Source organism: Salmonella sp. 32082101201600294FB01SM01 (assembly GCF_017572865.1).
GTDB lineage: Bacteria > Pseudomonadota > Gammaproteobacteria > Enterobacterales > Enterobacteriaceae > Salmonella > Salmonella enterica.
In genome coordinates, this window is record NZ_JAGESB010000004.1 from 87,827 (window position 1) to 113,646 (window position 25,820).

The following is a 25,820-nucleotide window of genomic DNA, read 5'->3' on the forward strand; positions in this document are numbered from 1 at the left end:
CGTAGCGTGATATCCGTAGGCCTGATAAGCGCAACGCCATCAGGCCTTTTCCTGTCTGGGGTTAAAACGGAAACAACATCGGAATCATCACAATACAAACCGCCATCACAATAAGCGTGAACGGCACGCCAAGCTTCACAAAATCGCTAAAGCTATAGTTTCCCGGCCCCAGAACCAGAGTATTGACCGGCGATGAAACCGGCGTCATAAAGGCGGCGGATGCCGCCATCGCCACCGCCATCGCAAACGGATAGGGCGACACCCCCATTGATTTCGCCGCCGCCAGCGCAATCGGCGCCATCAGCACCGCCGTTGCCGTGTTAGAAATGAACAGTCCTATGACGGCGCACAGCACGAACAGGCATCCCAGCATCATATACGGCCCATAGCCGCCGCCGATATCCATTAACCCTTGCACGACCAGAGAGACGCCGCCGGTTTTTTGCAACGCCAGCGCAAACGGCATCATACCCACAATCAAGATAATACTCGGCCAGTGGATCGCTTTATACGCGCTTTCAGCATCAATACAGCGAAATTTTCCCATCAGCAGGCAGGCGATAATCGCCGCGATCGGGTTGGGAATTTCATCGGTCAACATCAGCGCCACCATAAGTACCAGGCAGAAAATGGCGTGCGGCGCCTGGCTGTGCGCCGGCGAGGCTTCGCTGACCTCGACCGGCATATTCAGCACCACAAAGTCGCGGCCTTTTTGCCCCAGCAGGCTGATTAACTTCCAGTTCCCCACGACCAGAATGATATCGCCCATCAATAACGGCTCATCGGCCAGCGACCCTTCCAGCGCGACGCCGTCGCGTTTCAGGCCGACCACATTCAGCCCGTAACGTGTACGGAAGGCGATTTCACGCACCGACTTGCCAATCAGTTCAGACTCCGGAATAAGCGAAATTTCCGCCATCCCGACATCCAACGCCTGATCGGAAAAATATTCTCCTCGCAATACCATCGGTTCCAGCAGTTGCTCGGCGCAGAACTCTCTGAGGTCAACCTCCGCCGCCGACATATCAATCAGCAGAACGTCGCGAGCGCGAAACTCCGATACGCCGTTCACATTGACGATAACCCGCCGAAAGCGCCGCCAGCGTTCAACGCCGATGACATTAGCGCCGTAACGTTCGCGCAGTTTAAGGTCGTCCAGTCGCTGTCCCACCATCGGCGAACCGGGGCGAATCGCCAGACGGCGAGCGCGCCCCGTCAGACGGTACTCGCGGATAAGATCGCGGAAAGTGCGCCGCTTACCGGCCTGTTGTCCGGGCGCATCGCCTTTTAGCATGAAGCGCATCACCAGCATATAAACAATACCGAGCGCCAACACCACTACCCCCAGCGGCGTCACGCTAAAAAAGTTGAACCCGTGCAGGCCTTCACGCAGCAGTTCACTGTTAACCACCAGGTTCGGCGGCGTCGCCACCAGCGTCATCATTCCGCTGATAAGCCCGGCAAAACTCAGCGGCATCATCAGGCGCGAAGGCGAGGTCTGCATATGCATAGAAACGCTAAGAACAACGGGGATAAAAATCGCCACCACTCCGGTTGAACTCATGAAAGCGCCAAGTCCGGCGACAGTGATCATCAGTAAAACCAGCATTTTGATTTCACTGCTGCCCGCCATTTTAACCAGCCAGGTACCGACCACCGTAGCAACGCCGGTGCGCACGAGGCCGTCGCCAATAATAAATAAGGCGGCGATAAGAATGACATTCGGATCGCTAAAGCCGGAGAAGGCTTCCGGAAGGGTCAAGGTACCGCTAAGGACAAAAGCAACAATGACGAATAAAGCCACCGCATCCATACGTACTTTGCCCGTCGCAAACAACACGACGGCAATCGCCAGTAAAGAGAGAACCCAAATCAATTCACCGTTCACAACATATCCTTGTCAGATGAGAAGATAACGAGATTCTGCCATAAATATGCCCCGCCAAAGCGGGGCGATATCATGATCAGGTCTTTCTTAACACCACCACATCGCCGTTTGGTTGTTTAGCGACCGATAATTGCGTCAGGCTATCCAACGCAAAATCAACATCCGCCAGACGCGGCGTGTCGGCCGGCGCATTGACCGCAATGACGTGGCAGCCCGCAGCCAGTCCGGACAGCACGCCAGCCGGGGCATCTTCTACTACGACGCACTCCTGAGGGGCCAGGCCAAGCAGTTGTGCGCCCAGCAAATACGCATCCGGCTCCGGTTTGCCGCGTTTGACTCGTTCGGCGGTGACAAACACCTCTGGCGCTGGAAGGCCCGCGACCTGATGGCGCGCACGCGCGACCGGCATTGAACCGGAGGTGACGATAGCCCACGGAATGCCCGCTTTATTCAGGTGATTGAGTAAATCGACTGCCCCCGGCAACGCGGTGATCCCTGCGGTTTCAGTGGCTTCTATTTGCTCCAGGCGCGTAAACTCAGCGGCAATTTCCGCCTCCGATTTACCCGCCATAAAATGCCGCAACGAGGTGATCGCCTGTTTGCCATGAATAAAGCCCAGCACCTCATCATGAGCAAGGTTAAAACGATCGGCCCAGCTACACCACGCGCGTTCGACGGCAGGTAATGAGTCAACCAACGTTCCATCCAGATCAAACAGAAAACCTTTACACTGCACGCGAGCCTCCTCAGGCATTAATGATTTGATTGATTTCATTCGCGCTCAGGTGGTACTGACGCGGGCAGGCATGCCAGACATTCAACATCCGCTGGTATTTTTCCCACATCGGCGTCTGGGCATTAAAGCCGTGCGTCCCGGCGTCAAAGTGAGTGTAGCGTCCTTCTATATTCACCATAAAACGGACATAGCCGAGGTAACGCGCTTCCGTCGCAGCGTCAAACCCCAGGAAGGTGACGCGACGTTCGTCGATGGCTTGCGTATCTTTGAGGTTGGTCCAGGAGACGTGCAGCGCATGGTACATCTCCATAATATCGATGATGGTACGACAGGTCTCTTCCGTCAGCTCGCCAAACTCGCGATCCAGCTCGCGCATCTGCAGGCCGTAGCCGCGTTCAATAATTGTTTGTAAGCGACGGTAACGCTCGGCGTTGGTGGGATCGAGCATCGTCATCATTTTGTACTGGTTAGACAAAATCAGACGTTGCGCGTTGGTCATTTCCATTTTGAACTCCTGTATCACGCTATGGCGATGAAAAAAAGAAGGCATTGGTATGCCTTCTTTTATATGCGTAATCCGGGGTCAATTACAAATCATCCAGGAAAGTTTTATCCAGTTGTTTGAAGGCGCGCTTAAGCGTGTCAGCTAATGCCTGGTAATCCGGCTTTCCTTCTACCGGCGCCAGCGCTTGTCCAGCCTCCTGCAATTTACCGCGAACTTCGTAAAACCAGTTAAGGATTGAAGGCGGCAACGGCGTCACGGAACGTTTCCCTAACCACCATAATCCCTGCATAGGCAAGCTCAGGGCGAACAGGGCGGTCGCCACGGCCGGACCTAACTGACCGCCCAGTGCTATCTGCCAGCATAATGTAAAAACGGCGACAGGCGGCATAAATCGTATGGCATAGCGCGTCATACGAATGACGCGGTTTTCGATGAAAACGGGCGCCAGCCGTTTTTCCATCGGCCACGTCTTCGCGTAGTGCTGCCCCCGGCGAAATAAGCTAAAAAAATTTACGGAGCGATTATCCGGTGTCGACATGGCCTACCTCAACTTCACATATAAAATTTAAAAAATTTGTGCAAAACAACAACTGCGAGGGACAACGTTCAAAACATTTTGTCTTCGATACCCACTATCAGGTATCCTGTGTCGGCCTGTCAAAGGCCGGTAGTTTAAAATCATTGAGTCGTCAATATTACACATAGTATGCCATTGGCTGAAAAATACGCAAAATGGCATAGACTCAAAGGTATTTCTTCCATCATGCCCAAAAAAACTCCTGCGCATGATGTTAATCATAAATGTCAGGGCTATCATGCGCTACGCTCTATGGCTCACTGACGTTTTTTTAGCCACGTATCATAAATAGGTACTTCCATGTCGAGTAAGTTAGTACTGGTTCTGAACTGCGGTAGTTCTTCACTGAAATTTGCAATTATTGATGCAGTTAATGGTGATGAATACCTTTCTGGTTTAGCCGAATGTTTCCATCTGCCAGAAGCACGCATCAAATGGAAAATGGACGGCAGTAAACAAGAAGCGGCTTTAGGTGCAGGCGCCGCTCACAGTGAAGCGCTGAACTTTATCGTTAACACTATTCTGGCACAAAAACCAGAACTGTCTGCGCAGTTAACTGCAATTGGTCACCGTATCGTACACGGCGGCGAGAAGTATACCAGTTCCGTAGTCATTGATGAGTCCGTCATTCAGGGCATCAAAGATTCCGCCTCTTTCGCACCGCTGCATAACCCGGCTCACCTGATTGGTATCGCCGAAGCGCTGAAATCTTTCCCGCAGCTGAAAGATAAAAACGTTGCAGTATTCGACACCGCCTTCCATCAGACCATGCCGGAAGAATCTTACCTGTATGCCCTGCCGTACAGCCTGTATAAAGAACACGGCGTTCGTCGCTATGGCGCACACGGCACCAGCCACTTCTATGTAACTCAGGAAGCGGCAAAAATGCTGAACAAGCCGGTAGAAGAACTGAACATTATCACCTGCCACCTGGGCAACGGCGGTTCTGTTTCTGCTATCCGTAACGGTAAATGCGTGGATACCTCTATGGGTCTGACCCCGCTGGAAGGCCTGGTCATGGGTACCCGTTCCGGCGATATCGACCCTGCGATTATCTTCCACCTGCACGACACTCTGGGCATGAGCGTAGATCAGATCAACAAAATGCTGACCAAAGAGTCTGGTCTGCTGGGTCTGACTGAAGTGACCAGCGACTGCCGTTATGTTGAAGACAACTACGCCACCAAAGAAGACGCAAAACGTGCGATGGACGTTTACTGCCACCGCCTGGCGAAGTACATCGGTTCTTACACCGCTCTGATGGACGGTCGTCTGGATGCAGTCGTGTTCACCGGTGGTATCGGTGAAAACGCCGCGATGGTTCGCGAACTGTCTCTGGGTAAACTGGGCGTGCTGGGCTTTGAAGTCGACCACGAACGTAACCTGGCGGCCCGCTTCGGCAAATCTGGTTTCATCAACAAAGAAGGTACCCGTCCGGCGGTGGTGATCCCAACCAACGAAGAACTGGTTATCGCGCAGGACGCGAGCCGTCTGACTGCCTGATTTGACACCGCCAGCCTCGCTGGCGGTGCTGTTTTGTAACCCGTCTCCAAAAGACGGTAACGAAAGAGGATAAACCGTGTCCCGTATTATTATGCTGATCCCTACCGGAACCAGCGTCGGCCTGACCAGCGTCAGCCTCGGCGTCATCCGTGCTATGGAACGCAAAGGCGTTCGTCTGAGCGTCTTTAAGCCTATCGCCCAGCCTCGCGCTGGCGGCGATGCGCCTGACCAGACCACCACTATCGTTCGCGCGAACTCTACCCTGCCGGCGGCTGAACCGCTGAAGATGAGCCACGTTGAATCTCTGCTCTCCAGCAACCAGAAAGACGTGCTGATGGAAGAGATCATCGCGAACTACCATGCGAATACCAAAGACGCGGAAGTGGTGCTGGTTGAAGGTCTGGTTCCGACCCGTAAACATCAGTTCGCTCAGTCTCTGAACTATGAAATCGCGAAAACGCTGAATGCGGAAATCGTTTTTGTCATGTCTCAGGGGACTGACACGCCAGAACAGCTGAACGAGCGTATCGAATTGACGCGCAGCAGCTTCGGCGGCGCGAAAAACACCAACATCACCGGCGTTATCATCAACAAACTGAATGCGCCGGTTGATGAACAAGGCCGTACTCGCCCGGATCTGTCGGAGATCTTTGACGACTCTTCCAAAGCGCAGGTGATCAAAATCGATCCTGCTAAACTGCAGGAATCCAGCCCGCTGCCGGTTCTGGGCGCGGTGCCGTGGAGTTTCGACCTGATTGCGACCCGCGCTATCGATATGGCGCGTCACCTGAACGCCACCATCATTAACGAAGGCGATATCAAAACCCGCCGCGTTAAATCCGTCACGTTCTGCGCGCGTAGTATTCCGCATATGCTGGAACATTTCCGCGCAGGATCGTTGTTAGTGACCTCCGCTGACCGTCCGGACGTACTGGTCGCAGCTTGCCTGGCCGCGATGAACGGCGTAGAAATCGGCGCCCTGCTGCTGACCGGCGGCTATGAAATGGACGCGCGCATTTCTAAACTGTGCGAACGCGCATTCGCCACCGGTCTGCCGGTCTTTATGGTGAACACCAACACCTGGCAGACTTCACTGAGCCTGCAAAGCTTCAATCTGGAAGTCCCGGTTGATGACCATGAGCGCATTGAGAAAGTTCAGGAATACGTCGCGAACTACGTTAACGCTGAGTGGATCGAGTCGCTGACCGCCACTTCCGAGCGTAGCCGTCGTCTCTCTCCGCCGGCGTTCCGCTACCAACTGACTGAGCTGGCGCGTAAAGCCGGTAAACGCGTAGTGCTGCCGGAAGGCGACGAACCGCGTACCGTCAAAGCGGCGGCAATCTGCGCTGAACGCGGCATCGCCACTTGCGTACTGCTGGGCAACCCGGATGAAATCAACCGTGTCGCGGCATCTCAGGGCGTTGAGCTGGGCGCAGGTATTGAAATCGTCGATCCGGAAGTGGTGCGTGAAAGCTATGTCGCTCGCCTGGTTGAGCTGCGTAAGAGCAAAGGCATGACCGAACCGGTTGCCCGCGAGCAGCTGGAAGACAACGTGGTGCTCGGCACGCTGATGCTGGAGCAAGACGAAGTCGACGGTCTGGTTTCCGGCGCGGTTCATACCACCGCCAACACCATCCGTCCGCCGCTGCAGCTTATTAAAACGGCGCCGGGTAGCTCCCTGGTCTCTTCTGTGTTCTTTATGCTACTGCCGGAGCAGGTTTACGTTTACGGCGACTGCGCAATCAACCCAGACCCGACTGCAGAGCAGCTGGCAGAAATCGCGATTCAGTCTGCGGATTCCGCCATTGCCTTCGGCATCGAACCGCGTGTGGCAATGCTCTCCTACTCCACCGGCACCTCTGGCGCAGGCAGCGACGTAGAGAAAGTACGTGAAGCGACGCGTCTGGCGCAGGAAAAACGTCCTGACCTGATGATCGACGGTCCGTTGCAGTACGACGCCGCGGTCATGGCTGACGTCGCGAAATCCAAAGCGCCGAACTCGCCGGTTGCGGGTCGCGCTACCGTGTTCATTTTCCCGGATCTGAACACCGGTAACACCACCTACAAAGCGGTGCAACGTTCTGCCGACCTGATCTCCATCGGGCCGATGCTGCAGGGTATGCGCAAGCCGGTGAACGACCTGTCCCGTGGCGCGCTGGTTGACGATATCGTCTACACCATCGCCCTGACGGCGATCCAGGCTTCTCAACAGCAGCAGTAACAGTAAAAGCTAATGCCGGATGGCGGCGTGAACGCCTTGTCCGGCCTACAGGTGAAATACCGTTGTAGGCCGGATAAGACGCGTTAGCATCGCCATCCGGCATTCTGCTATTTACCCTGCAAAGCGGAATTTTTTGCTTAACTGCGCTGCATCAATGAATAACTATTCCCTTCTTCTCATACTTAGCCTCTTTGCTTTGCAACAGGGATAGTCTGTCATGTCTGTCGTTACAGAATCAAAAACAGCCAGAAAATGGGCAATGCCCGATACGCTGGTCATCATCTTTTTTGTCGCCATTTTAACCAGTATCGCCACCTGGGTCGTCCCCGTTGGGATGTTTGATAGCCAGGAAGTGCAGTATCAGGTCGATGGCCAGACAAAAACCCGCAAAGTCGTCGACCCGCACTCTTTTCGCATTGTGACCAATGAGGCCGGGGAAGCGCAGTATCATCGCGTACAATTTTTCACTACCGGCGATGAAAGACCAGGACTGATGAATTTTCCGTTTGAAGGGTTAACATCCGGATCGAAATTCGGCACTGCCGTCGGCATTATTATGTTTATGTTGGTGATTGGCGGCGCATTCGGCATCGTGATGCGTACCGGCACCGTGGATAACGGCATTCTGGCGCTTATTCGCCACACGCGGGGCAACGAAGTCCTGTTTATTCCGGTGCTATTTGTCCTCTTTTCGTTAGGGGGCGCCGTATTTGGCATGGGCGAAGAGGCGGTCGCCTTTGCAATTATCATAGCCCCGCTGATGGTCAGGCTGGGCTATGACAGCATTACCACCGTCCTGGTGACCTATATCGCCACCCAAATTGGCTTTGCCAGTTCGTGGATGAACCCTTTCTGCGTAGTCGTCGCCCAGGGGATTGCCGGCGTGCCGGTACTTTCCGGCTCCGGGCTGCGTATTGTGGTCTGGATTGTCGCCACGCTGATTGGGCTGGTTTTTACGCTGGTCTACGCCTCACGCGTGAAAAAGAATCCGCTGCTTTCCCGCGTCCACGAATCCGATCGCTATTTCCGCGAACAGCAGGATGAAGTCGTCCAGCGCCCTTTCACCTTCGGTGACTGGCTGGTACTGCTGGTCCTGACCGGCGTAATGATTTGGGTCGTCTGGGGTGTGATTGTCCACGCCTGGTTTATTCCGGAGATCGCCAGCCAGTTTTTCACCATGGGCGTGGTGATCGGCCTCATCGGCGTTATCTTCCGCCTCAACGGTATGACGGTCAACGTGATGGCGTCCTCATTCACCGAAGGGGCGAGGATGATGATCGCGCCCGCCTTGCTGGTGGGTTTTGCCAAAGGCATTCTGCTGCTGGTCGGCAACGGCGAAGCCGGGGAACCCAGCGTGCTCAATACGCTGCTTAACAGTATCGCGCATGGCATCAGCGGGCTTAATAATGCTATCGCCGCCTGGTTTATGCTGCTCTTCCAGGCGGTATTTAATTTCTTTGTCACGTCCGGTTCGGGTCAGGCGGCGTTAACCATGCCATTACTGGCGCCGCTCGGCGATCTGGTCGGCGTTAACCGTCAGGTGACTGTTCTGGCCTTCCAGTTTGGCGATGGCTTCAGCCATATTATCTATCCGACATCGGCCTCGCTGATGGCCACACTGGGCGTGTGCCGGGTCGATTTTCGCAACTGGCTGAAAGTGGGGGCGTCGCTGCTGGGACTACTGTTTATTATGTCCAGCGTGGTCGTCATTGGCGCGCAGATGATGGGATATCATTGATCCAAAATGCCGGATGAGCATCAGCGCCATCCGGCAATATCTCCATGATTAAAGCAGTGATTTCGCGGCTTCTACAATCGCTGCAGCGGTGAGTCCGTACTCTTGTTGTAAGAAATCCTGCGTTCCTACCTGCCCATAACGCTCTTTGACGCCAACACGGCGCATCGGCACCGGGCAGTTTTCCACCAGCACTTCCGCCACCGCTGATCCCAGTCCATTATGGATGCTGTGGTTTTCACACGTGACGATACGCCGCGTTTTTTCCGCGTAGTTTTTCACCAACATGCGATCGATAGGCTTTAAGGTGAACATATCAATGACCGCGGCGCTCACACCTTCCTGCTCCAGTTGGCGCGCCGCCTCCAGCGCCTCCGCCACCATAATGCCGTTGGCGATAAGCGTAATATCATCGCCCTCACGCAGTACATTGCCCTTGCCAATGGTAAAGGTAGAGCCTGGCGCATAGATACTCCGCGCCTGCTTACGGATGGTACGCAGCCAGTAAAAACCGTCCAGATCCATTAGCTGGCGTAAAATATCCGCGAACATCACCGCATCCGTCACCTCCAGTACTACGGAGTGCGCCAGCCCGCGAACAATCCCCATATCTTCAAAAGACATATGGGTGCCGCCGTTATGGCACGCCGTCACTCCGGCATCGGAGGCGATCACTTTGACGTTGTTACGCTGATAATCCAGCGCCATGAAGAGCTGATCAAAACAGCGACGGCTGGCAAAAGCGGTAAAAGTATGCACAAACGGTTTGCGACCGGTCAGCGCCAGCCCCGCCGCAGTGCCAATCACATTCGCCTCCATAATACCGCAGTTAATGACATGCTGCGGGTAGTCACGCGCCACGCTGTCCATCGCCATTGAGCTCATTAAATCAGCCTCAAGCGCAATAATTGGGCTTCCGGCCTCAATCTGCCCGGCGACAAAACCGGCGTAAACTTTGCGCATTTCGATATCGTCTTTAAGCCCTGCGGGCGCAAGCTTAATCATGCATGACCTCCAGTTGATGAATGGCCTCATTGAGCGTCTGCTTCATGCCATCCGTCAGGCGTAAGTGGTGAGAATTCGTTAACTGCTCCAGGCATGGCACCCCCTGCCCTTTAATGCTGTCAAGGATCACAACCCGTGGCTGGGCATCGGCGGGCGGCACAGGCTGAACCACCGCCAGTAGTCCGGCGATATCATCGCCTTTGACGGTGACGACATCGAAACCAAACGCGCGGAATTTCCCTTCCAGATCGAATGGATTGATAATCTCCTCCAGCTCGCCGTCAAGCTGCTGTTTGTTCCAGTCAATGAAAACGGTCAGATTATTCAGGCGGTGGTGGGCAATAAACTGAAACGCCTCCCAGCACTGCCCTTCATTGAGCTCGCCATCGCCGACAATGCAAAATACCCGGTTGGATCGCCGCGCCAGTTTATGCGACAGCGCCATACCGCCCGCAATAGAGATGCCCTGTCCCAGTGAGCCGGTCGTGGCGTCCACGCCGCGCGTTTTTAGCCGATCCGGATGGCTGGGAAGACGGGTGCCGTTCTGGTTAAGCGTATTCAGCTCTTCGCGCGGGAAATAGCCTTTAATCGCCAGGGTACTGTACAACGCGGGGCCCGCATGGCCTTTCGACAGCACGAAGTAATCGCGCTCCGGCCAGTCCGGGTCGGCAGGATCGATTTTCATCACCGCGCCGTACAGAACCGCCAGAGTTTCCACTACCGACATGCTGCCGCCATAGTGACCAAAGCCAAGATGGTTTAAGGATTTGAGCGTGGCGACGCGAATGTCGCGCGCCAGTTGGGTGATTTCGGTTACGTTCATTCTTTCGCTCCGCTATTTTCCTGCACTTCGGCATTCACTTTTTTGTTTTTGGCCAGCACGTTGTACGCCACCAGTAGCGCGAATAGCGCCACCACCAGCCCCGTGATAGCCATCGGCGACAGATAACGCGCCAGGTTGCCCAGCAAAATACCGATTACGCCAAAGTCAGCATCCGAGAACGTGGTATTGGCGAAGCCGATCGCGCCGAGAACCGGCAGTAACAGCACTGGCAGGAAAGTGATTAATAGACCATTAGCAAATGCGCCGATCATCGCCCCGCGGCGACCGCCGGTGGCATTGCCAAAGACGCCTGCGGTCGCGCCGGTAAAGAAGTGCGGCACAACGCCAGGCAGGATTAACACAAGCTTCATCTGTCCAAGCAGGAACAGCCCCACCAGCCCGCCGAGAAAACTGAACAGGAAGCCAATCAGTACCGCGTTAGGGGCATAGGGATACACCACCGGGCAGTCCAGCGCCGGACGCGCGTTTGGCACCAGTTTTTCTGAAAATCCGGTAAAGGCCGGAACAATTTCCGCCAGAATCAGACGGACGCCTTGCAGAATGATGAATACGCCGGCGGCGAAGGTGATTGCCATGATGATGGCGTACACCAGATAGTTTTGCCCGCCGCTAAACGTCGCTTCAACATACTCACGCCCTGCGCTGACTGCCATGATCAGATAGATAATCATCATGGTCAGCGAAATCGAGATAGAACTGTCGCGTAAAAAACTGAGGTTTTTCGGCAGGTTCATCTCTTCCGTGGAGCGGGAGCCTTTACCACACAGGCTGCCAATCCAGCCGGAAAGCACATATCCCAAGGTACCGAAGTGACCAAACGCAATGTCATCGGTACCGGTAATCCGCCTCATATAACGTTGGGCCAACGCCGGGAAGAAGGCCATCACCAGCCCCAGGATCAGCGATCCGGTGAAGACCAGCCCTACGCCCTCAAACCCCGCCACGGTCAGGATTACGCCAATCATACAGGCCATGTAAAAGGTGTGATGCCCGGTCAAAAAGATATATTTAAGACGCGTAAAGCGCGCCACGACAATATTGGCCACCATACCAAATGCCATAATTAACGCCGTGGACGCGCCATATTTCTCCAGCGCGATTGAAACTATCGCTTCATTATTAGGAATAATGCCCTGAATATTAAAAGCGTGTTCAAACATACCCCCTAGCGGATTTAATGAACCCACCAGTACGGTTGCGCCGCCGCCAAGCACAATAAAACCTAAAATGGTTTTAATCGTGCCTTTTACCACATCGGAAAACGCTTTTTTCTGCGCCACCAGACCAATCAGCGCAATTAATCCTACAAGCACCGAGGGCACTTTTAAAATATCAACAACAAAATTCAGCGTTTCAAGGATAAACATATCCACCTCGCCAGCAATAATTATTGTTTAGCGAACCATGCGCGCAGCTGCGTTTCCAGTTCGTTGATGTCGATGATGTTATTGATCACCACCAGTTGGCTTTCCGGTACGCTAGCGCTGGCCGCAATATCTTTGGCCATTACAAAAAGATCGGCGGCCCCGGGCGTGGCCGATGAGAGATCGGAGTGTTCCACTTCAGCGTCAATATTGAGTTTCTTTAATACTTTTTTAATGTTCATTTCTACCATAAAACTACTACCCAGGCCGGAACCGCAAATTGCCATGATTTTCATTATTGTCACCTTTTAAAAGTAGAGTTGGTCTGCATCACGCACGGGCGCAATGTTATTTACCGCAAGAAAATGGAATAAAATCAGAAACGGTCAATAATCGTTTTAATGTCCTCCAGGTTTTTTGCCTGATGTAATTTTTCCATATCTACATCACTGGAAAATAATTCCGCCAGCGCCGATATCATTTCGATATGACTGTGCTTATCAGGCGCCGCCAGCATAATAATGATGTCAACCGGATCGAATTCGTCTGCGCCAAATGAAACGCCGCGCTGTAGTTTCAGTAACGATAAACCTAACCCTTTCGCCCCCTCTTCCGGCCTCGCATGCGGCATCGCTAACCCTGGCGCTAATACATAATACGGCCCAAGCTTTTGGTGCTGCTGAACAATCGCCGTAATGTATTCCGGTGCGATAACACCTGCGTCCAGCAGGGGTTTGCCGCAAATTTCCAGCGCCTGCGGCCACGTTTCCACGCTCTCCTGTAGCGTGATGGTTGCGTCAGATAACCAGGTTCCCAGCATGTTATTCGCCCCCACGGTGTATGAAATTATGAACAAACTTTATTCAAGCCATTCGATATTAGCTGCGATCGTTATCACAAAGATAGCGCTACCAGCGACTATTACTCAGAATTGTGATAGCGCTATCAAATTAAAATCATGGTGTGAAATCACAGCAAAAAAGCGGATTTAAGGCGTATACTGCCAATTATGCGAAGCAAAGAACGACAATAAAAAAGCATCTCAACATGTTGTAATGACGCAGGAATTTGTATGTCGATACCCCGTAAACGGCGCAGTACCGGTAAAGTGACTATCGCCGATGTAGCCCAACTTGCCGGTGTAGGCACGATGACCGTATCACGAGCCTTACGCACGCCGGAACAGGTCTCTGATAAACTCCGGGAAAAAATCGAAGCGGCAGTGCATGAGCTGGGCTATATGCCTAATCTCGCCGCCAGCGCGCTGGCGTCTGCCTCCTCGCACACCATCGCGATGGTCGTACCGAACCTTGCGGAAGCGGGGTGTTCTGAAATGTTCGCCGGGCTGCAACAAATTTTACAGCCCGCAGGCTACCAGATAATGCTGGCGGAATCGCAGCATCGCGTGGAACAAGAGGAGAAGCTGCTCGAAACGCTGCTGGCTTCCAACATTGCCGCGGCGATTCTGCTTAGCGTCGAACATAGCACTACCGTGCGCCAGTGGCTGAAAAATGCCTCTATCCCGGTGATGGAGATGGGCGCGATTCGCAGCGATCCTATTGATATGAATATCGGTATTGATAACGTTGCGGCAATGTATGAGCTGACGGAAATGCTGATTCAGCGCGGTTATCAGAATATCGGGCTGCTATGCGCCAATCAGGAGCAGTGGATTTTTCAGCAACATCTGCACGGCTGGTACAAAGCGATGCTTCGCCACCATATGTCGCCAAACCGGGTGATTAATGCCGCCTTGCCGCCCAATTTTTCTACCGGCGCGTCGCAACTGCCGGAGTTTTTACTGGCGTGGCCGGAGCTGGACGCGCTGGTATGCGTATCGGATGAGCTGGCCTGCGGCGCGTTATACGAGTGCCAACGACGGCGGATCAAAGTTCCGGACGATTTAGCGGTGGTCGGGTTTGGCGATAGCGATGTCAGCCGGGTCTGCCAGCCGCCGTTAACCACCATGGCCGTACCGCACCGTAAGATTGGCAGTGAAGCCGGACGGGCGCTGTTGGAAAGGTTAAATCAGGGAAACTGGAGCGATCGAAAATCCATCGCCTCCAGTTTATGTATGCGGGAAAGCTGCTAAAACGCTTATTCCGTCTCTTCCGGTTTCTCCTGGAGCGCGGCTTCGTTTTTGGCGTTGCGGGTCATCCACAGCGCCAGCGCTTTGAGCGAGTCCGGCGTAAACTCATCACAGCGCGCGGTGATCTCCTCCGGAGTCAGCCAACACACTTCGCTGACTTCATCTTCCTGAAGCGCGAAAGGCCCGTGGGAAACGCAGCTAAACAGAGCGCCCCAAACCCGGCAATGTGGGTCTTCAAAGTAAAACAGACCGTGTTCGGCAAACGGCACGCCTGCAATACCCAACTCTTCTTCCGCTTCGCGGCGGGCAGATTCCAGTAGCTGCTCATCAGCCTGGACCACGCCGCCTGCGGTAGCATCTAACATACCGGGCAAAAAATCTTTTGTTTCGGTACGACGCTGCACCAGAATTTTACCCATACCATCATGAACGACGATATACGTCGCACGATGCCGTAAGCGTTGCGCACGCATCTGTTCCCGGCTGGACTGTGCAATGACTTCATTGTCTTCATTCACAATATCCACCCATTCCGTACTTGCCAAACGACGCTGTTCCACCATCAGGAAACCTTCTTATTTCTGGCGCTCTTACGGCGCATTTACGTTTGTGAGGTAAATTACGAGTTAATTGCAACCTGCGCAATGATACTTTGATCATTGAGTGCGATTACGCTCAACACATTATCATCCAGAATACCGTAGCTTGCCGCATACCCGCCTTTCGGGATGCTCACTGACCCAGGATTAAAGTGATACAGTCCTTCCTGCTGTTGCGCCACCGGCAGATGCGTATGACCATAGACCAACACATCGCCAGTATGCAGAGCGGGCAGATTCGTCGGCCCGAAGAGGTGCCCATGCGTTAAAAATAGCCGCCTCTCTTGCGTCAATATTTGCTGCCACGGCGCTGTTATCGGGAAATGCAGCAGCATCTGATCCACTTCGCTATCGCAGTTGCCGCGCACGGCAATGATTTGCGTCGCCACCGCGTTCAGGCGTTCGGCGACCTGGGCGGGCGCATAGCCTTCAGGCAGCGCATTGCGCGGCCCGTGGTTAAGGACATCGCCTAATATCACCAGCCAACGCGCGCCGCTTTGCGCGAACCGCTCAAGCACCCGTTCCGTGGCGGGTAAAGAACCATGAATGTCCGATGCGAACATCAGTTTCATCGCTCACTCCTCGTTGTGAAAAACGGCGTTATGATACTGGAATATGAATAGATTTTCAGCCTGAACGCTTCGAGGAAAGCGCAATAAAACGCTGTACGGAAGCACGCTGCCACTGGAATGTCGCATACGCCGCCAGCGACGCCGGCACGTCATCGCCATGCAGCGCCAGACGATTGATCATCAATGCCAGATCGGTATCGGCAATGCACCATTCACCAAATAAATTTTGCGTCCCCTGCCCCAATAGCGCTTCAGCCGTCGCAAACAGTTTTGCCGCGCTGGCTTTTCCAGCCTCGCTTAGCGGCGCTTTTTTCGCCCCGGCAAACACCACGTCGGTAGGCCGTTCTTCGCGAAGCGGCAGTAAATCGCTGCGTAGCCACGCCTGAATCTGTCGCGCGCGGGCGCGTTTTTGTAAATCGTGCGGGTAGATACGCTCCCACTGCGGCGGCGCGAAACGCTCCTCCAGGTATTCCGCAATAGCGGACGACTCGCTCAGCTCAAAATTGTCGGCCTCAAGCACCGGTACGCGCTGCGTCAGCGCATATCCCCGCCAGCCAGGTTGCAGATGTTCTCCCTGGTCCAGATCGCGGGTTTTCAGAGTAAAGGAAAGCCCTTTTTCTTGTAATGCCACCCAGGCGGACAAGACGTAGGGAGAGAAAAAGTTCGCATCCGACCACAGCACAATAACAGGCTTACTCATAATGTCCTCTTGAGGGCGTATTAGGTTTCTTCCCAAAATATAGCGTCTTTCGCCTGCTGTCACCTGATGAAAACTCACACACATCAGGAGGCTTTCTATACTTAATTCAGCCCAGACTCTTTACGCATATGCAGGAGCCAAAATGATTGACCTTTACTACGCCCCCACGCCCAACGGGCATAAAATAACGCTGTTTCTGGAAGAGGCGGAGCTGGCGTATCGTTTGCTAAAAGTAGATATCAGCAAGGGCAATCAGTTTCGCCCTGATTTTTTGGCTATCTCTCCCAATAATAAAATTCCTGCCATCGTCGATCACGCCCCGGCAGACGGCGGTCAACCGCTTAGTCTTTTTGAATCCGGCGAAATTCTTCTCTACCTGGCGGAAAAAAGCGGCAAACTGCTTAGCGGGGAGCTGCGTGAACGCCATACCACGCTGCAATGGCTGTTCTGGCAGGTCGGCGGGTTAGGGCCGATGCTGGGCCAGAATCACCACTTTAACCACTTTGCGCCGCAGGCCATCCCCTATGCGATTGAACGCTATCAGGTTGAAACGCAACGCTTATACAACGTCCTGAATAAACGCCTGGAAACCTCCCCGTGGCTGGGCGGCGACCACTACAGTATTGCGGATATCGCCAGTTGGCCGTGGGTTAACGCACATCAGCGTCAGCGAATCGATCTTGATACCTACCCGGCGGTGTATAACTGGTTTGAACGCATTCGCACGCGTCCTGCGACAGCGCGCGCACTGTTACAAGCGCAACTGCACTGTAACAGTACGAAAGCGTAACGCGGTAGCATACATCATGTATGATGTAGAGGTGTATACACGGAAAAAACCTGCGTCCGGCACCCTTATTCGTATTAAAAACCTGACATTAGGGAAGAGGAAATCCTCCCTACTCTGGAGGTCATATGCAGATTCTGATTACCGGCGGTACGGGCCTGATAGGGCGTCATCTCATTCCCCGGCTGTTAACACTGGGGCACCAGGTGACGGTCGTTACGCGCAATCCCGATAACGCGCGTCAGATTCTCGATTCCAGAGTGACATTATGGAAAGGGCTGGCGGAACGTGAGCACCTCAATGAGATTGATGCCATCATCAATCTGGCGGGCGAACCGATTGCCGACAAGCGCTGGACGTCGCAACAAAAAGAACGGTTGTGCCAAAGCCGCTGGGCTATCACGCAAAAGTTGGTGGATTTAATTCATGCCAGCGCAACGCCGCCCTCGGTGTTGATATCCGGCTCCGCCACGGGCTATTACGGCGATCTGGGCGACGTTGTCGTCACTGAAGATGAGCCGCCGCACAACGAATTTACGCATAAACTTTGCGCCCGCTGGGAACAGATTGCCTGTCGTGCGCAGAGCGACCAGACCCGCGTCTGCCTGCTGCGTACCGGCGTTGTCCTGGCGCCGCAAGGCGGGATTCTGGGGAAAATGGTTCCGCCGTTTCGCCTCGGACTCGGCGGTCCGGTGGGTAATGGTCGGCAATATCTGGCCTGGATTCACATCGACGATATGGTCAACGGCATTCTGTGGCTGCTGGATAACGATCTTCGCGGTCCCTTCAATATGGTCTCGCCGTATCCCGTCCATAATGAGCATTTTGCTCATGCGCTGGGTCGCGCGCTGCGCCGTCCAGCGATTATTCGCATTCCGGCGACGGCAATTCGCTTATTGATGGGAGAGTCGTCAGTGCTGGTGCTGGGCGGACAGCGGGCGCTGCCAAAACGGCTTGAAGCCGCCGGATTCGCATTTCGCTGGTATGATTTAGAAGAGGCGCTGGCGGATGTGATTCGCTAGTTCCCAAAGCGCCGTATCCTGCCCGGTAAGCGATGCGCCGCCGGGCTTCTTTTATTTCAGCGAGCCTTTCAGGAATTGCTGTAAACGCGGGCTTTGCGGATTGCCGAACACCTGCTCCGGATCGCCCTCTTCTTCAATTTTCCCCTGATGCAGAAAAATAACGTGCGAAGAGACATGGCGAGCGAAGCCCATTTCATGCGTGACCACCACCATCGTTTTGCCTTCTTCCGCCAGTTGTTGCATGATGCGCAACACTTCGCCGACCAGTTCAGGATCGAGCGCCGAAGTGGGTTCATCGAACAGTAAAACGTCAGGTTCCATCGCCAGCGCGCGCGCAATAGAAACGCGCTGCTGTTGGCCGCCGGAGAGATGGACGGGATATTTGCCCTGAGCGCGCTCATCAATCCCCACCTTCGCCAGATATTTCAACGCCCGCTCGCGCGCGTCGTGCTTGCTTAATCCCAGTACCTGAATCGGCGCTTCCATCACATTTTCCAGCACCGTCATGTGGCTCCAGAGGTTGAAGTGCTGAAACACCATCGTCAGGCGGGTACGCAACAAGCGTAGCTGATTTTTATCCGCCACTTTGAGCTGCCCGTCTTTATCGCGGACCAGATTAATGTTCTGACCGTTCACGATAATCGCGCCTTCGCTCGGTTTTTCGAGGAAGTTAATACAGCGCAAAAAAGTACTTTTACCGGAGCCGGACGAGCCGATAATGCTAATCACATCTCCGGCGCGGGCCTGCAGCGATACCCCTTTCAGCACTTCATGACCGCCGTAGCGTTTGTGCAAATCGATAACGTGTAATTTATTTTCTGACATCATGTTACTCGAATTATTTAGAGGACACGTGCTGCAACCAGCGTCTTTCCGCCCGACGGAACAGGCTTATCAGGACATACGAAATGAGTAAATACAACACGGCGGCAATGCCAAACGCGGTAAACGGCTGGTAAGTCGCTGAGTTAATATCGCGGGCGATTTTCAACAAATCCGGCACCGTCGCGGTAAACGCCAGCGCCGTAGAGTGCAGCATTAAAATCACTTCGTTGCTGTAGGCAGGCAAGGCGATGCGTAATGCCGACGGCAAAATAATGCAGCGATACATTTTAAATGACGAGAAGCCATAGGCCCGTGCCGCTTCAATTTCACCGTGCGGCACCGAGCGAATCGCCCCGGCGAAAATTTCCGTGGTGTACGCGCAGGTATTCAGCGTCAGCGCCAGTACGGTACAGTTCAGTCCGCTGCGGAAAAACGCGTTAAGAAGATCGGTGCCTTTGACTATCTCCAGCGTATACATCCCCGAATAGAACACCAGTAGCTGTACGTACAGCGGCGTGCCGCGAAAAATATACGTAAACAGCCAGATGGGAAAACGGATGAATTTATTACTGGAAACGCGGCCTACCGCCAGAATCACCGCCAGAAGACCGCCCATCACCACCGATGAAATTAACAACCACAGCGTAATCGCCACGCCGGTAAAACGATAGCCATCCGTCCACAGCAGGGATTTCCAGTACTCCTCAATGATCTCAATCACAAATCGGCCCTCTTCACGCCCACGGAATAGCGACGCTCAAGTAAGAGCAGCACACCATTGGAAACGGTGGTAAATACCAGGTAGATAAGTCCACAGACCACGGCAAAATAGAAAGGCTCCCAGGTGCTTTTACCGGCAAGCTGCGTGGCTTTGACGACATCCTCCAGGCCCAGCAGCGACACCAGCGCCGTCGCTTTGAGTATCACCTGCCAGTTATTGCCGATCCCCGGCAGGGCGTAACGCATCATCGCCGGGAACATAATCCGCCGGAAGGTTTGCCCGTGGGTAAAACCAAAAGCCGTCGCCGCCTCGATATGGCCTTTCGGCACCGCCATAAACGCGCCGCGAAAGGTTTCGGTAAAATAGGCGCCGTAGATGAAACCAAGGGTGATAATACCGGCCACCATCGGATCAATATCTATCTGGTCGATACCCAGCGAATCGGTCACCACGTTAAGCGCGATTTGCAATCCGTAAAATATCAGCAGCATTAAGACCAGATCCGGCACCCCGCGAATCAGGGTGGTGTACCCTTCAAAAATAAGCCCCGTTACCCGGTTTTGCGAAAGCTTCGCCCCCGCGCCGACGAGACCAATAAGCACGGCCAGCACAACGGAACTGAGCGCCAGTTCCAGCGTGACGATCGCGCCCTGTAAAATTACGCCTGAAAACCCGTACAACATGCAGCCTGTCCTGTTGTGTGTGGTGAAGTAAGAAGCCTCTTTTGCATTTTTGCCTCACATCACGCCGGATGGCGGCTGCGCCTTGCCCGGCCTACGATGCTCCCCGTAGGCCTGACACGCACAGCGCCATCAGGCAATGCAGACAGTCAACATTCTTTGGGCTTTATCTGCACCGACGGTGATTAACCGCCATAAACATCAAAATCAAAGTACTTTTTCGCCAGCTTTTCGTAAGTACCGTCAGCACGCATTTCAGCAAAGGCTTTGTTCAGCGCTTCGCGCAGCTCGTTATCCTCTTTGCGCAGCCCCATACCGGTTCCTACGCCGAATAACTTCTCATCTTTCACCGCCGGGCCGCCGAATTTATAGTCTTTTCCGACGGGCTGTTTAAGGAAACCTTCGCTGGCCGCGACCTCGTCCTGGAACGCTGCATCAATACGACCCGCCGTCAGATCGGAATAAATGTTGTCCTGCCCCTGGTAAGAGACGATCTCAATCCCTTTCGGCGCCCAGTGCTCATTGCCGAAGGTCTCCTGCGTCGTCCCCTGTAGCACGCCGACGCGCTTGCCTTTCAGCGACGCGACGGTCGGCTGAATATCAGAGTTCTTCGCCACCACCAGACGGGAATCAGCGGCGTAAAGCTTGTCGGTAAACGCGATTTCCTGCTGGCGCTTTTCAGTGATGGACAGCGAGGACATGATGGCATCAATTTTCTTCGCTTTTAAAGACGGAATCAGCGCATCCAGCGGGTTTTCCACGAACGTACACTGTGTGTTGATACGTTTGCACAGCTCTTTGGCCAGATCGATATCAAAGCCGACCAATTCACCTTGTGCATTTTTGGATTCAAACGGTGCGTATGTAGGATCGGTACCGATACGAATTTTTTGTGGAATAGCGGCAAATGCTGCGGTAGCGCTGGAAAATGCCAGCACCAGAGAAAGGGATAACGCCAGTTTTTTCATAACTATCCTCAACAGACTGTCTTTCCAGGAGATCTTTACAGATCCGATGCGACTATCGTGCCATTAATCAGGCCGACAAGGCAAAGCATTCTACCTTGTCAGCCGGTTTATTTTGCATAAAAATCGATTAAGTATGCATTTATGCGCCTGTTCCGCAACGGCTTATGCACCAAAAAGGTGCAAAACATCTATTTTGCACCGTGATAGTTCCCCAGCGCGGCGCGTTATCCCCTTCCCTCAATCGCCGTAGACATTAAAATCGAAGTACTTTTTGGCCATTTTGTCGTAAGTTCCGTCCTGGCGCAGTTCGGTCAGCGCTTTATCAAACGCGGCTTTTAGCTCGGTATCGTCTTTACGCAGCCCAACCCCCGTCCCGTCGCCAAAATATTTTTTATCCTTCACGGAAGGACCGGCAAACGCATACTCTTTGCCCGCTGGCTGCTTCAGGAAACCTTCGCTGGCGGCGACTTCATCCTGTAATGCGGCATCCAGACGACCGGCAGTTAAATCGGAATAGATAAGATCCTGGTTGGCATAAGCCACCACATCCACACCTTTTGTGCGCCAGTTATCATTGGCGTAAGCCTCTTGCGTGGACCCTTGCAGCACGCCGACATGCTTGCCTTTCAGCGATTCCAGCGTCGGCTGAATGGGAGACCCTTTTGCCGCAATCAGGCGTGAATCCGCAGCGTAAAGTTTGTCGGAAAACGCAATTTCTTGCTGGCGTTTATCAGTGATAGAGAGCGATGAAATAATGGCATCAATTTTTTTCGCTTTTAGTGAGGGAATAAGCGCATCAAAGTCGCTGGCGACCCAGGTACATTTCACCTGCATACGCTTACACATTTCATTACCGAGATCGATATCAAAGCCAATAAACTCGCCTTTGGCATCTTTTGATGAGAAAGGCGCGTAGGTGGTATCTGTTCCAATACGAACCGTTTGCGGGAGCGCGGCGTAACTGGCCGCCGTCGCACCCAAACCTATCAGCAAAGACAAAGCGAGAACGGTCTTCTTCATACATACCCCTCAAGTGGCGTCATTTTCTTATGTTTTACGTGGTGTTGTGTGTTTGCAGACTTTTTCATGCAGGTCTTATGCCATTTTCACGTCAGCAAAACGATTCGACGTTAAATTTGTTAATAAAACGTTGCAATATTGTCCTGATGTTGAAGATAGCAGGTATGACGGTTGAACCGCAGCGTTTCGGCGGCTTTTAACGAATTAAATGTTGAGGATATGATCGCGGTTACAAAATTGCCCTGAAACAGGGCAACAGGGACAATAATGCACGCTAAACAGACAACGCTATGCGCCCTGCCAGCGAACAAAAAGATCGTGCGGAAGGGGGATATCAAACTGATCCAAAACTCGGTTAACCGTTTGATTTATAATATCATCTAACGTCTGAGGAAGATGATAAAAAGCCGGAACCGGCGGCATAATCACCGCGCCTATCTCAGCGGCCTGGGTCATTAAACGCAAATGCCCGATATGCAGCGGCGTTTCGCGCACACACAGCACCAGAGGTCGCCGCTCTTTTAATATCACATCCGCCGCGCGGGTAAGCAGTCCGTCAGTATAACTGTGGACAATCCCCGACAGCGTTTTAATCGAACAGGGCAAGATAACCATTCCCGCCGTCGGGTAAGAGCCCGAGGAAATGCTGGCGGCAATGTCGCGCACATCGTGCGTCACATCGGCCAGCGCCTGCACCTCGCGCAGCGAAAAATGGGTCTCCAGCGCCAGCGTTTGCCGGGCCGCCTGGCTCATCACCAGATGCGTTTCCACGCTATCGACATCGCGCAAAATTTGTAATAAGCGCACGCCATAAATCGCTCCGCTGGCGCCGCTAATTCCTACAATGAGTCGTTTCATGTTCTCTTACCGTTTACGAGCGCCGTTCATCCCACTGTGTTACGTAATCGGCTCAAAGTGGGTCTGAAGAGATACCATGACAAAAGAATCCCTATCATAAAAGCCAGCTCAACCAACATTATCACTACCCCTTGCTCACTAAACCAGGTGCCGACCATAATGGCAAAATTGGTGATAATGACAAATCGGGCCGTCCAGGGGAAAAGCGGCGATCGATAGCGTAGCAAATCGCTGGCGTACGTTCCATTACGCACCGATTGTCGGAAGCGATACTGGCACCATCCGATGGTTATCCATGCCAGGCAACCCACCTGCCCGGTACTGGCGATCAGATATAAATAAAATTGCTGTGCGGGAATATAGCGGGTCAGCAACGACACCAACGCCAGCAAGGCCGTGATTAAAATAGCATACACCGGCACGCCGCCGCCGTTCGTTTTACCAAAGCAGGCTGGCGCAAAGCGATCGCCCGCCATAGACCACAGCATACGCGAACTGGCGTAAATGGCCGAGTTAGCGGCAGAAACCGCGGCGGAAAAGATCACCAGCGTCATCAGCGTATCCGCCCCCGGAATGCCCGCGTGGGAGAATACCCATACAAAGGGACTTTGTCCATTTGGCGTCAGTTCATACGGATAGACCAGCGCCAGCACCGCAATCGCCAGGCCGTAAAATAAAATGATTCTGAGACCGATCCCCAGGATCACCTTCGGTAAAATAATGTGCGGCGATTCGGTCTCCCCTGCCGCATTTCCTACCAGTTCCACCCCCTGGAAGGAGTAAATCACGATCGTCATACAGACCACAATTTGCTCCCAACCGTGGGGAAACCACATTCCGTCTGTTTTTAACGTCGGGTGCCAGTCACTATGGCCCATTAGCGAGTAGATCATGACTCCGCCCGCGCAGATAAACAGCACGATCGCGAAGACCTTAATGGCCGAAAGCCAGTATTCGCATTCGCCAAAACTTTTTGCGGAGGTGAGATTGATGGCTGTCAGGATGAGCAGAATCGCCAGGCAGAACATATATACCGGAACCGCGGGGAAAAACTGGTGAGCAATAAACCCTGCGGCAGTGAGGTCGGCCGCAAGGGAAAAGACCCAGCTAAACCAGTAAAGCCAGCCAATGGTATAGCTCCAGCAAGGTGACGGCATAAACATCAGCGCGTAATGTTGAAATGAACCGGAGTGAGGAAAGGCGCATGATAATTCGCCAAGACACATCATCGTCGCCAGCATAATGGTTCCGGCAAACAGATAGGCCAGTAAGGTTCCCGCCGGCCCGACGCTGCTTAACGGCTCGGCAATGCCGATAAATAAGCCGGTGCCAATCGTGCCGCCCAGCGACATCATCAGCAGATGCCGTTTCTTCAGGTTACGCCGCAGACCGCCTTCAGGCTCTGCTGGCGGAGATTGTTGCAGGGTATCCATCGTTACTCCCTGTCTTTCGTGAGGTCAAAGATGCCGCCGCGACATAGCCGCGGCGGTTATGCGTTAACGCGTAAACCTCCAGGCGACGCCTTTGGTCTGGCAGGCCATTAACAGGCCCGTATAATCCAGCTCAAAGCGAACCACATCGCCTACTTTTAGCGACTGACGACAATCTTCAATATCCACCAGCGTATGATCGCTGGTTTGCCCTAAGATAGTGATAGCGTCGTCGCATGGCACACAGTTATCCGACGGCACATCCTGACGACCAAACGCCAGCAATGCGCGTCGGCGTATGCCACGATCGACAAAGGTTTTACTTTGCAAAAAGGCATCGACGCCCAGCTCCCCGACCGGGACGGTCGGTTTACTGTTCAGTTCGATGATTTCCGCTTCCAGGATATACATATCGGAACAGGCTTTATCGACCGGTTTTGCGGAGTGGTGAAATTCATTCAGGTATTTCATGTCCACATATTCAATGCCGAATTCATGCAGTCCGCCGATGCGCAGATGATTCAGCCCCTGCGGCCAGATACCTTTATCCAGCAGGTGATAGCTGGTGCAGTTTCCCGCAGAAAGCCGCCGGACAGGAATACCGCTGTCGGCTTCCAGCCGGGCGGCCAGCGCCAGAAAATCCTCGCCATTTTTTACCGTTGGCAACACGGTGCCGTAACAATTAAAGTTGGTGCCCAGTCCATATAATTCCAGACCGGGCAGACCAGTAATCAGAGTCACGGTCTCAAGAATGCGTTGATATTCACCAAACCAGATACCCTCGCGTAAATCGCCCATATCCACCATCAGTAATACCTGATGCGTTTTCCCCTGGCGTTGGGCTTCCTGCGATAATGCCCGTAATACCACCGGCTCGCTATTTAAACTAATATCCGCGTAGCGCACCACATCTTCGATTTCACTCAGACACGGGCTGCGTAACAGGCAGGTCGTACATCCTGTCTCGCGTATTTTTTTCAAATTATAGGTTCGTGATTCAGCAATAACGGTAATTCCGCCGTTGAACACCGCCTGCGCGGTTTCCACGCAGCCGTCAAAAACTTTATTGACAGCCATCACGTCAATACCGCTGCTTGCCAGCAGAGCTTTTTCCGTGCGGGCGTTTTCTTCCAGCTTGCGTAGATTTATTTCCAGAACTGGCATATACATT

General features: G+C 53.4%; 26 protein-coding genes. 6 read left to right on the plus strand and 20 right to left on the minus strand.

Features of this window, described 5'->3' with window-relative positions; all coding sequences use genetic code 11:
• Window positions 1–61: 61 nt before the first annotated feature.
• The 4 genes from J4645_RS16885 to yfbV form a co-directional block, all read right to left on the minus strand.
• Window positions 62–1,888 (minus strand): SLC13 family permease, encoded by a 1,827-nt coding sequence (locus J4645_RS16885; protein WP_001012861.1) that lies wholly within the window; start codon window positions 1,886–1,888, stop codon window positions 62–64.
• Window positions 1,889–1,964: 76 nt separating this feature from the next.
• Entirely contained in the window at window positions 1,965–2,642 is a 678-nt protein-coding gene (locus tag J4645_RS16890; RefSeq protein ID WP_001555201.1) for a sugar phosphatase, read from the minus strand.
• Complete coding sequence (locus tag J4645_RS16895) at window positions 2,635–3,129, minus strand: YfbU family protein (protein WP_000426135.1); 495 nt, start codon at window positions 3,127–3,129, stop codon at window positions 2,635–2,637. Before J4645_RS16895 ends, J4645_RS16890 begins: the two co-directional genes overlap by 8 nt.
• Window positions 3,130–3,211: 82 nt before the next feature.
• Complete coding sequence (gene yfbV, locus J4645_RS16900) at window positions 3,212–3,667, minus strand: terminus macrodomain insulation protein YfbV (protein ID WP_023214995.1); 456 nt, start codon at window positions 3,665–3,667, stop codon at window positions 3,212–3,214.
• Window positions 3,668–4,006: 339 nt separating this feature from the next.
• Between yfbV and ackA the strand changes: the two genes are divergently transcribed.
• The 3 genes from ackA to yfcC all read left to right on the plus strand — a co-directional run bounded on the left by ackA (window position 4,007) and on the right by yfcC (window position 9,168).
• Window positions 4,007–5,209: an acetate kinase gene (gene ackA, locus J4645_RS16905; RefSeq protein ID WP_000095689.1), complete on the plus strand. Its 1,203-nt coding sequence runs from the start codon at window positions 4,007–4,009 to the stop codon at window positions 5,207–5,209.
• Between the two features lie 76 nt (window positions 5,210–5,285).
• Complete coding sequence (gene pta / locus J4645_RS16910) at window positions 5,286–7,430, plus strand: phosphate acetyltransferase (protein WP_000086692.1); 2,145 nt, start codon at window positions 5,286–5,288, stop codon at window positions 7,428–7,430.
• A gap of 217 nt (window positions 7,431–7,647) precedes the next feature.
• Entirely contained in the window at window positions 7,648–9,168 is a 1,521-nt protein-coding gene (gene yfcC / locus J4645_RS16915) for a putative basic amino acid antiporter YfcC (protein WP_000117932.1), read from the plus strand.
• 48 nt (window positions 9,169–9,216) lie between these two features.
• Here the strand turns inward: yfcC and J4645_RS16920 are convergent, their stop codons facing one another.
• From J4645_RS16920 to J4645_RS16940, 5 genes are all read right to left on the minus strand, one after another.
• Complete coding sequence (locus J4645_RS16920) at window positions 9,217–10,170, minus strand: transketolase family protein (RefSeq protein ID WP_000593025.1); 954 nt, start codon at window positions 10,168–10,170, stop codon at window positions 9,217–9,219.
• Window positions 10,163–10,993 (minus strand): transketolase, encoded by an 831-nt coding sequence (locus tag J4645_RS16925; protein ID WP_001103271.1) that lies wholly within the window; start codon window positions 10,991–10,993, stop codon window positions 10,163–10,165. The genes J4645_RS16920 and J4645_RS16925 overlap by 8 nt, the downstream gene beginning before the upstream one ends.
• The gene (locus tag J4645_RS16930) at window positions 10,990–12,381 is read right to left on the minus strand and encodes a PTS ascorbate transporter subunit IIC (protein WP_001542443.1); all 1,392 of its coding nucleotides are present in this window, start codon (window positions 12,379–12,381) and stop codon (window positions 10,990–10,992) included. The genes J4645_RS16925 and J4645_RS16930 overlap by 4 nt, the downstream gene beginning before the upstream one ends.
• 20 nt (window positions 12,382–12,401) lie before the next feature.
• Entirely contained in the window at window positions 12,402–12,674 is a 273-nt protein-coding gene (locus tag J4645_RS16935; RefSeq protein WP_000699818.1) for a PTS sugar transporter subunit IIB, read from the minus strand.
• Window positions 12,675–12,754: 80 nt separating this feature from the next.
• Window positions 12,755–13,198 (minus strand): PTS sugar transporter subunit IIA, encoded by a 444-nt coding sequence (locus tag J4645_RS16940; RefSeq protein WP_000901810.1) that lies wholly within the window; start codon window positions 13,196–13,198, stop codon window positions 12,755–12,757.
• A 252-nt stretch (window positions 13,199–13,450) separates the two neighbouring features.
• Between J4645_RS16940 and J4645_RS16945 the strand changes: the two genes are divergently transcribed.
• Window positions 13,451–14,470, plus strand: coding sequence for a LacI family DNA-binding transcriptional regulator (locus tag J4645_RS16945; RefSeq protein ID WP_000026949.1), 1,020 nt, complete (start codon window positions 13,451–13,453; stop codon window positions 14,468–14,470).
• Window positions 14,471–14,475: 5 nt separating this feature from the next.
• Here J4645_RS16945 and yfcD read toward each other — a convergent pair whose 3' ends face one another.
• The 3 genes from yfcD to yfcF are packed head-to-tail and all read right to left on the minus strand — an operon-like array spanning window position 14,476 to window position 16,338.
• Window positions 14,476–15,030 (minus strand): NUDIX hydrolase YfcD, encoded by a 555-nt coding sequence (gene yfcD, locus J4645_RS16950; protein ID WP_000230214.1) that lies wholly within the window; start codon window positions 15,028–15,030, stop codon window positions 14,476–14,478.
• 56 nt (window positions 15,031–15,086) lie between these two features.
• The gene (gene yfcE, locus J4645_RS16955) at window positions 15,087–15,638 is read right to left on the minus strand and encodes a phosphodiesterase (protein WP_000772458.1); all 552 of its coding nucleotides are present in this window, start codon (window positions 15,636–15,638) and stop codon (window positions 15,087–15,089) included.
• Window positions 15,639–15,693: 55 nt separating this feature from the next.
• Window positions 15,694–16,338 (minus strand): glutathione transferase, encoded by a 645-nt coding sequence (yfcF, locus tag J4645_RS16960; protein WP_000043010.1) that lies wholly within the window; start codon window positions 16,336–16,338, stop codon window positions 15,694–15,696.
• A 142-nt stretch (window positions 16,339–16,480) separates the two neighbouring features.
• Between yfcF and yfcG the strand changes: the two genes are divergently transcribed.
• Window positions 16,481–17,128 carry a GSH-dependent disulfide bond oxidoreductase gene (yfcG, locus tag J4645_RS16965; RefSeq protein ID WP_000566563.1) on the plus strand — a complete coding sequence of 216 codons (648 nt, stop codon included), beginning with the start codon at window positions 16,481–16,483 and terminating at the stop codon, window positions 17,126–17,128.
• A 125-nt stretch (window positions 17,129–17,253) separates the two neighbouring features.
• A complete protein-coding gene (locus J4645_RS16970) occupies window positions 17,254–18,147 on the plus strand; it encodes a TIGR01777 family oxidoreductase (protein WP_001166274.1) in 894 nt (297 codons plus the stop codon).
• Window positions 18,148–18,198: 51 nt separating this feature from the next.
• On the opposite strand, the gene hisP is transcribed toward J4645_RS16970, so the two are convergent.
• From hisP to J4645_RS17010, 8 genes are all read right to left on the minus strand, one after another.
• Complete coding sequence (gene hisP / locus J4645_RS16975) at window positions 18,199–18,972, minus strand: histidine ABC transporter ATP-binding protein HisP (RefSeq protein WP_001293591.1); 774 nt, start codon at window positions 18,970–18,972, stop codon at window positions 18,199–18,201.
• A 13-nt stretch (window positions 18,973–18,985) separates the two neighbouring features.
• Entirely contained in the window at window positions 18,986–19,693 is a 708-nt protein-coding gene (gene hisM, locus J4645_RS16980) for a histidine ABC transporter permease HisM (protein WP_000569756.1), read from the minus strand.
• Window positions 19,690–20,376, minus strand: coding sequence for a histidine ABC transporter permease HisQ (locus J4645_RS16985; protein ID WP_000965498.1), 687 nt, complete (start codon window positions 20,374–20,376; stop codon window positions 19,690–19,692). Before J4645_RS16985 ends, hisM begins: the two co-directional genes overlap by 4 nt.
• 182 nt (window positions 20,377–20,558) lie before the next feature.
• Window positions 20,559–21,341 (minus strand): histidine ABC transporter substrate-binding protein HisJ, encoded by a 783-nt coding sequence (gene hisJ / locus J4645_RS16990; RefSeq protein ID WP_000731868.1) that lies wholly within the window; start codon window positions 21,339–21,341, stop codon window positions 20,559–20,561.
• Between the two features lie 237 nt (window positions 21,342–21,578).
• Entirely contained in the window at window positions 21,579–22,361 is a 783-nt protein-coding gene (argT, locus tag J4645_RS16995) for a lysine/arginine/ornithine ABC transporter substrate-binding protein ArgT (protein ID WP_000754423.1), read from the minus strand.
• Between the two features lie 288 nt (window positions 22,362–22,649).
• The gene (locus J4645_RS17000) at window positions 22,650–23,219 is read right to left on the minus strand and encodes a UbiX family flavin prenyltransferase (RefSeq protein ID WP_023207564.1); all 570 of its coding nucleotides are present in this window, start codon (window positions 23,217–23,219) and stop codon (window positions 22,650–22,652) included.
• A 26-nt stretch (window positions 23,220–23,245) separates the two neighbouring features.
• The gene (locus J4645_RS17005; protein WP_023214272.1) at window positions 23,246–24,652 is read right to left on the minus strand and encodes an amino acid permease; all 1,407 of its coding nucleotides are present in this window, start codon (window positions 24,650–24,652) and stop codon (window positions 23,246–23,248) included.
• Window positions 24,653–24,715: 63 nt separating this feature from the next.
• A complete protein-coding gene (locus J4645_RS17010; RefSeq protein WP_000281907.1) occupies window positions 24,716–25,819 on the minus strand; it encodes an alanine/ornithine racemase family PLP-dependent enzyme in 1,104 nt (367 codons plus the stop codon).
• Between the last annotated feature and the right edge of the window lies 1 nt (window position 25,820).

Coding starts and splice junctions, on each gene's coding strand:
- ackA (WP_000095689.1), top strand. CDS start 4,007: ATGTCGAGTAAGTTAGTACTGGTTCTGAACTGCGGTAGTTCTTCACTG.
- yfcF (WP_000043010.1), bottom strand. CDS start 16,338: ATGAGTAAGCCTGTTATTGTGCTGTGGTCGGATGCGAACTTTTTCTCT.
- yfcG (WP_000566563.1), top strand. CDS start 16,481: ATGATTGACCTTTACTACGCCCCCACGCCCAACGGGCATAAAATAACG.
- J4645_RS16985 (WP_000965498.1), bottom strand. CDS start 20,376: ATGTTGTACGGGTTTTCAGGCGTAATTTTACAGGGCGCGATCGTCACG.
- yfcE (WP_000772458.1), bottom strand. CDS start 15,638: ATGAAACTGATGTTCGCATCGGACATTCATGGTTCTTTACCCGCCACG.
- J4645_RS16940 (WP_000901810.1), bottom strand. CDS start 13,198: ATGCTGGGAACCTGGTTATCTGACGCAACCATCACGCTACAGGAGAGC.
- argT (WP_000754423.1), bottom strand. CDS start 22,361: ATGAAGAAGACCGTTCTCGCTTTGTCTTTGCTGATAGGTTTGGGTGCG.
- J4645_RS16935 (WP_000699818.1), bottom strand. CDS start 12,674: ATGAAAATCATGGCAATTTGCGGTTCCGGCCTGGGTAGTAGTTTTATG.
- yfcD (WP_000230214.1), bottom strand. CDS start 15,030: ATGGTGGAACAGCGTCGTTTGGCAAGTACGGAATGGGTGGATATTGTG.
- J4645_RS16970 (WP_001166274.1), top strand. CDS start 17,254: ATGCAGATTCTGATTACCGGCGGTACGGGCCTGATAGGGCGTCATCTC.
- J4645_RS17000 (WP_023207564.1), bottom strand. CDS start 23,219: ATGAAACGACTCATTGTAGGAATTAGCGGCGCCAGCGGAGCGATTTAT.
- J4645_RS16920 (WP_000593025.1), bottom strand. CDS start 10,170: ATGATTAAGCTTGCGCCCGCAGGGCTTAAAGACGATATCGAAATGCGC.
- yfcC (WP_000117932.1), top strand. CDS start 7,648: ATGTCTGTCGTTACAGAATCAAAAACAGCCAGAAAATGGGCAATGCCC.
- J4645_RS16930 (WP_001542443.1), bottom strand. CDS start 12,381: ATGTTTATCCTTGAAACGCTGAATTTTGTTGTTGATATTTTAAAAGTG.
- J4645_RS16890 (WP_001555201.1), bottom strand. CDS start 2,642: ATGCCTGAGGAGGCTCGCGTGCAGTGTAAAGGTTTTCTGTTTGATCTG.
- J4645_RS17005 (WP_023214272.1), bottom strand. CDS start 24,652: ATGGATACCCTGCAACAATCTCCGCCAGCAGAGCCTGAAGGCGGTCTG.
- hisJ (WP_000731868.1), bottom strand. CDS start 21,341: ATGAAAAAACTGGCGTTATCCCTTTCTCTGGTGCTGGCATTTTCCAGC.
- J4645_RS17010 (WP_000281907.1), bottom strand. CDS start 25,819: ATGTATATGCCAGTTCTGGAAATAAATCTACGCAAGCTGGAAGAAAAC.
- J4645_RS16925 (WP_001103271.1), bottom strand. CDS start 10,993: ATGAACGTAACCGAAATCACCCAACTGGCGCGCGACATTCGCGTCGCC.
- yfbV (WP_023214995.1), bottom strand. CDS start 3,667: ATGTCGACACCGGATAATCGCTCCGTAAATTTTTTTAGCTTATTTCGC.
- J4645_RS16945 (WP_000026949.1), top strand. CDS start 13,451: ATGTCGATACCCCGTAAACGGCGCAGTACCGGTAAAGTGACTATCGCC.
- hisP (WP_001293591.1), bottom strand. CDS start 18,972: ATGTCAGAAAATAAATTACACGTTATCGATTTGCACAAACGCTACGGC.
- J4645_RS16895 (WP_000426135.1), bottom strand. CDS start 3,129: ATGGAAATGACCAACGCGCAACGTCTGATTTTGTCTAACCAGTACAAA.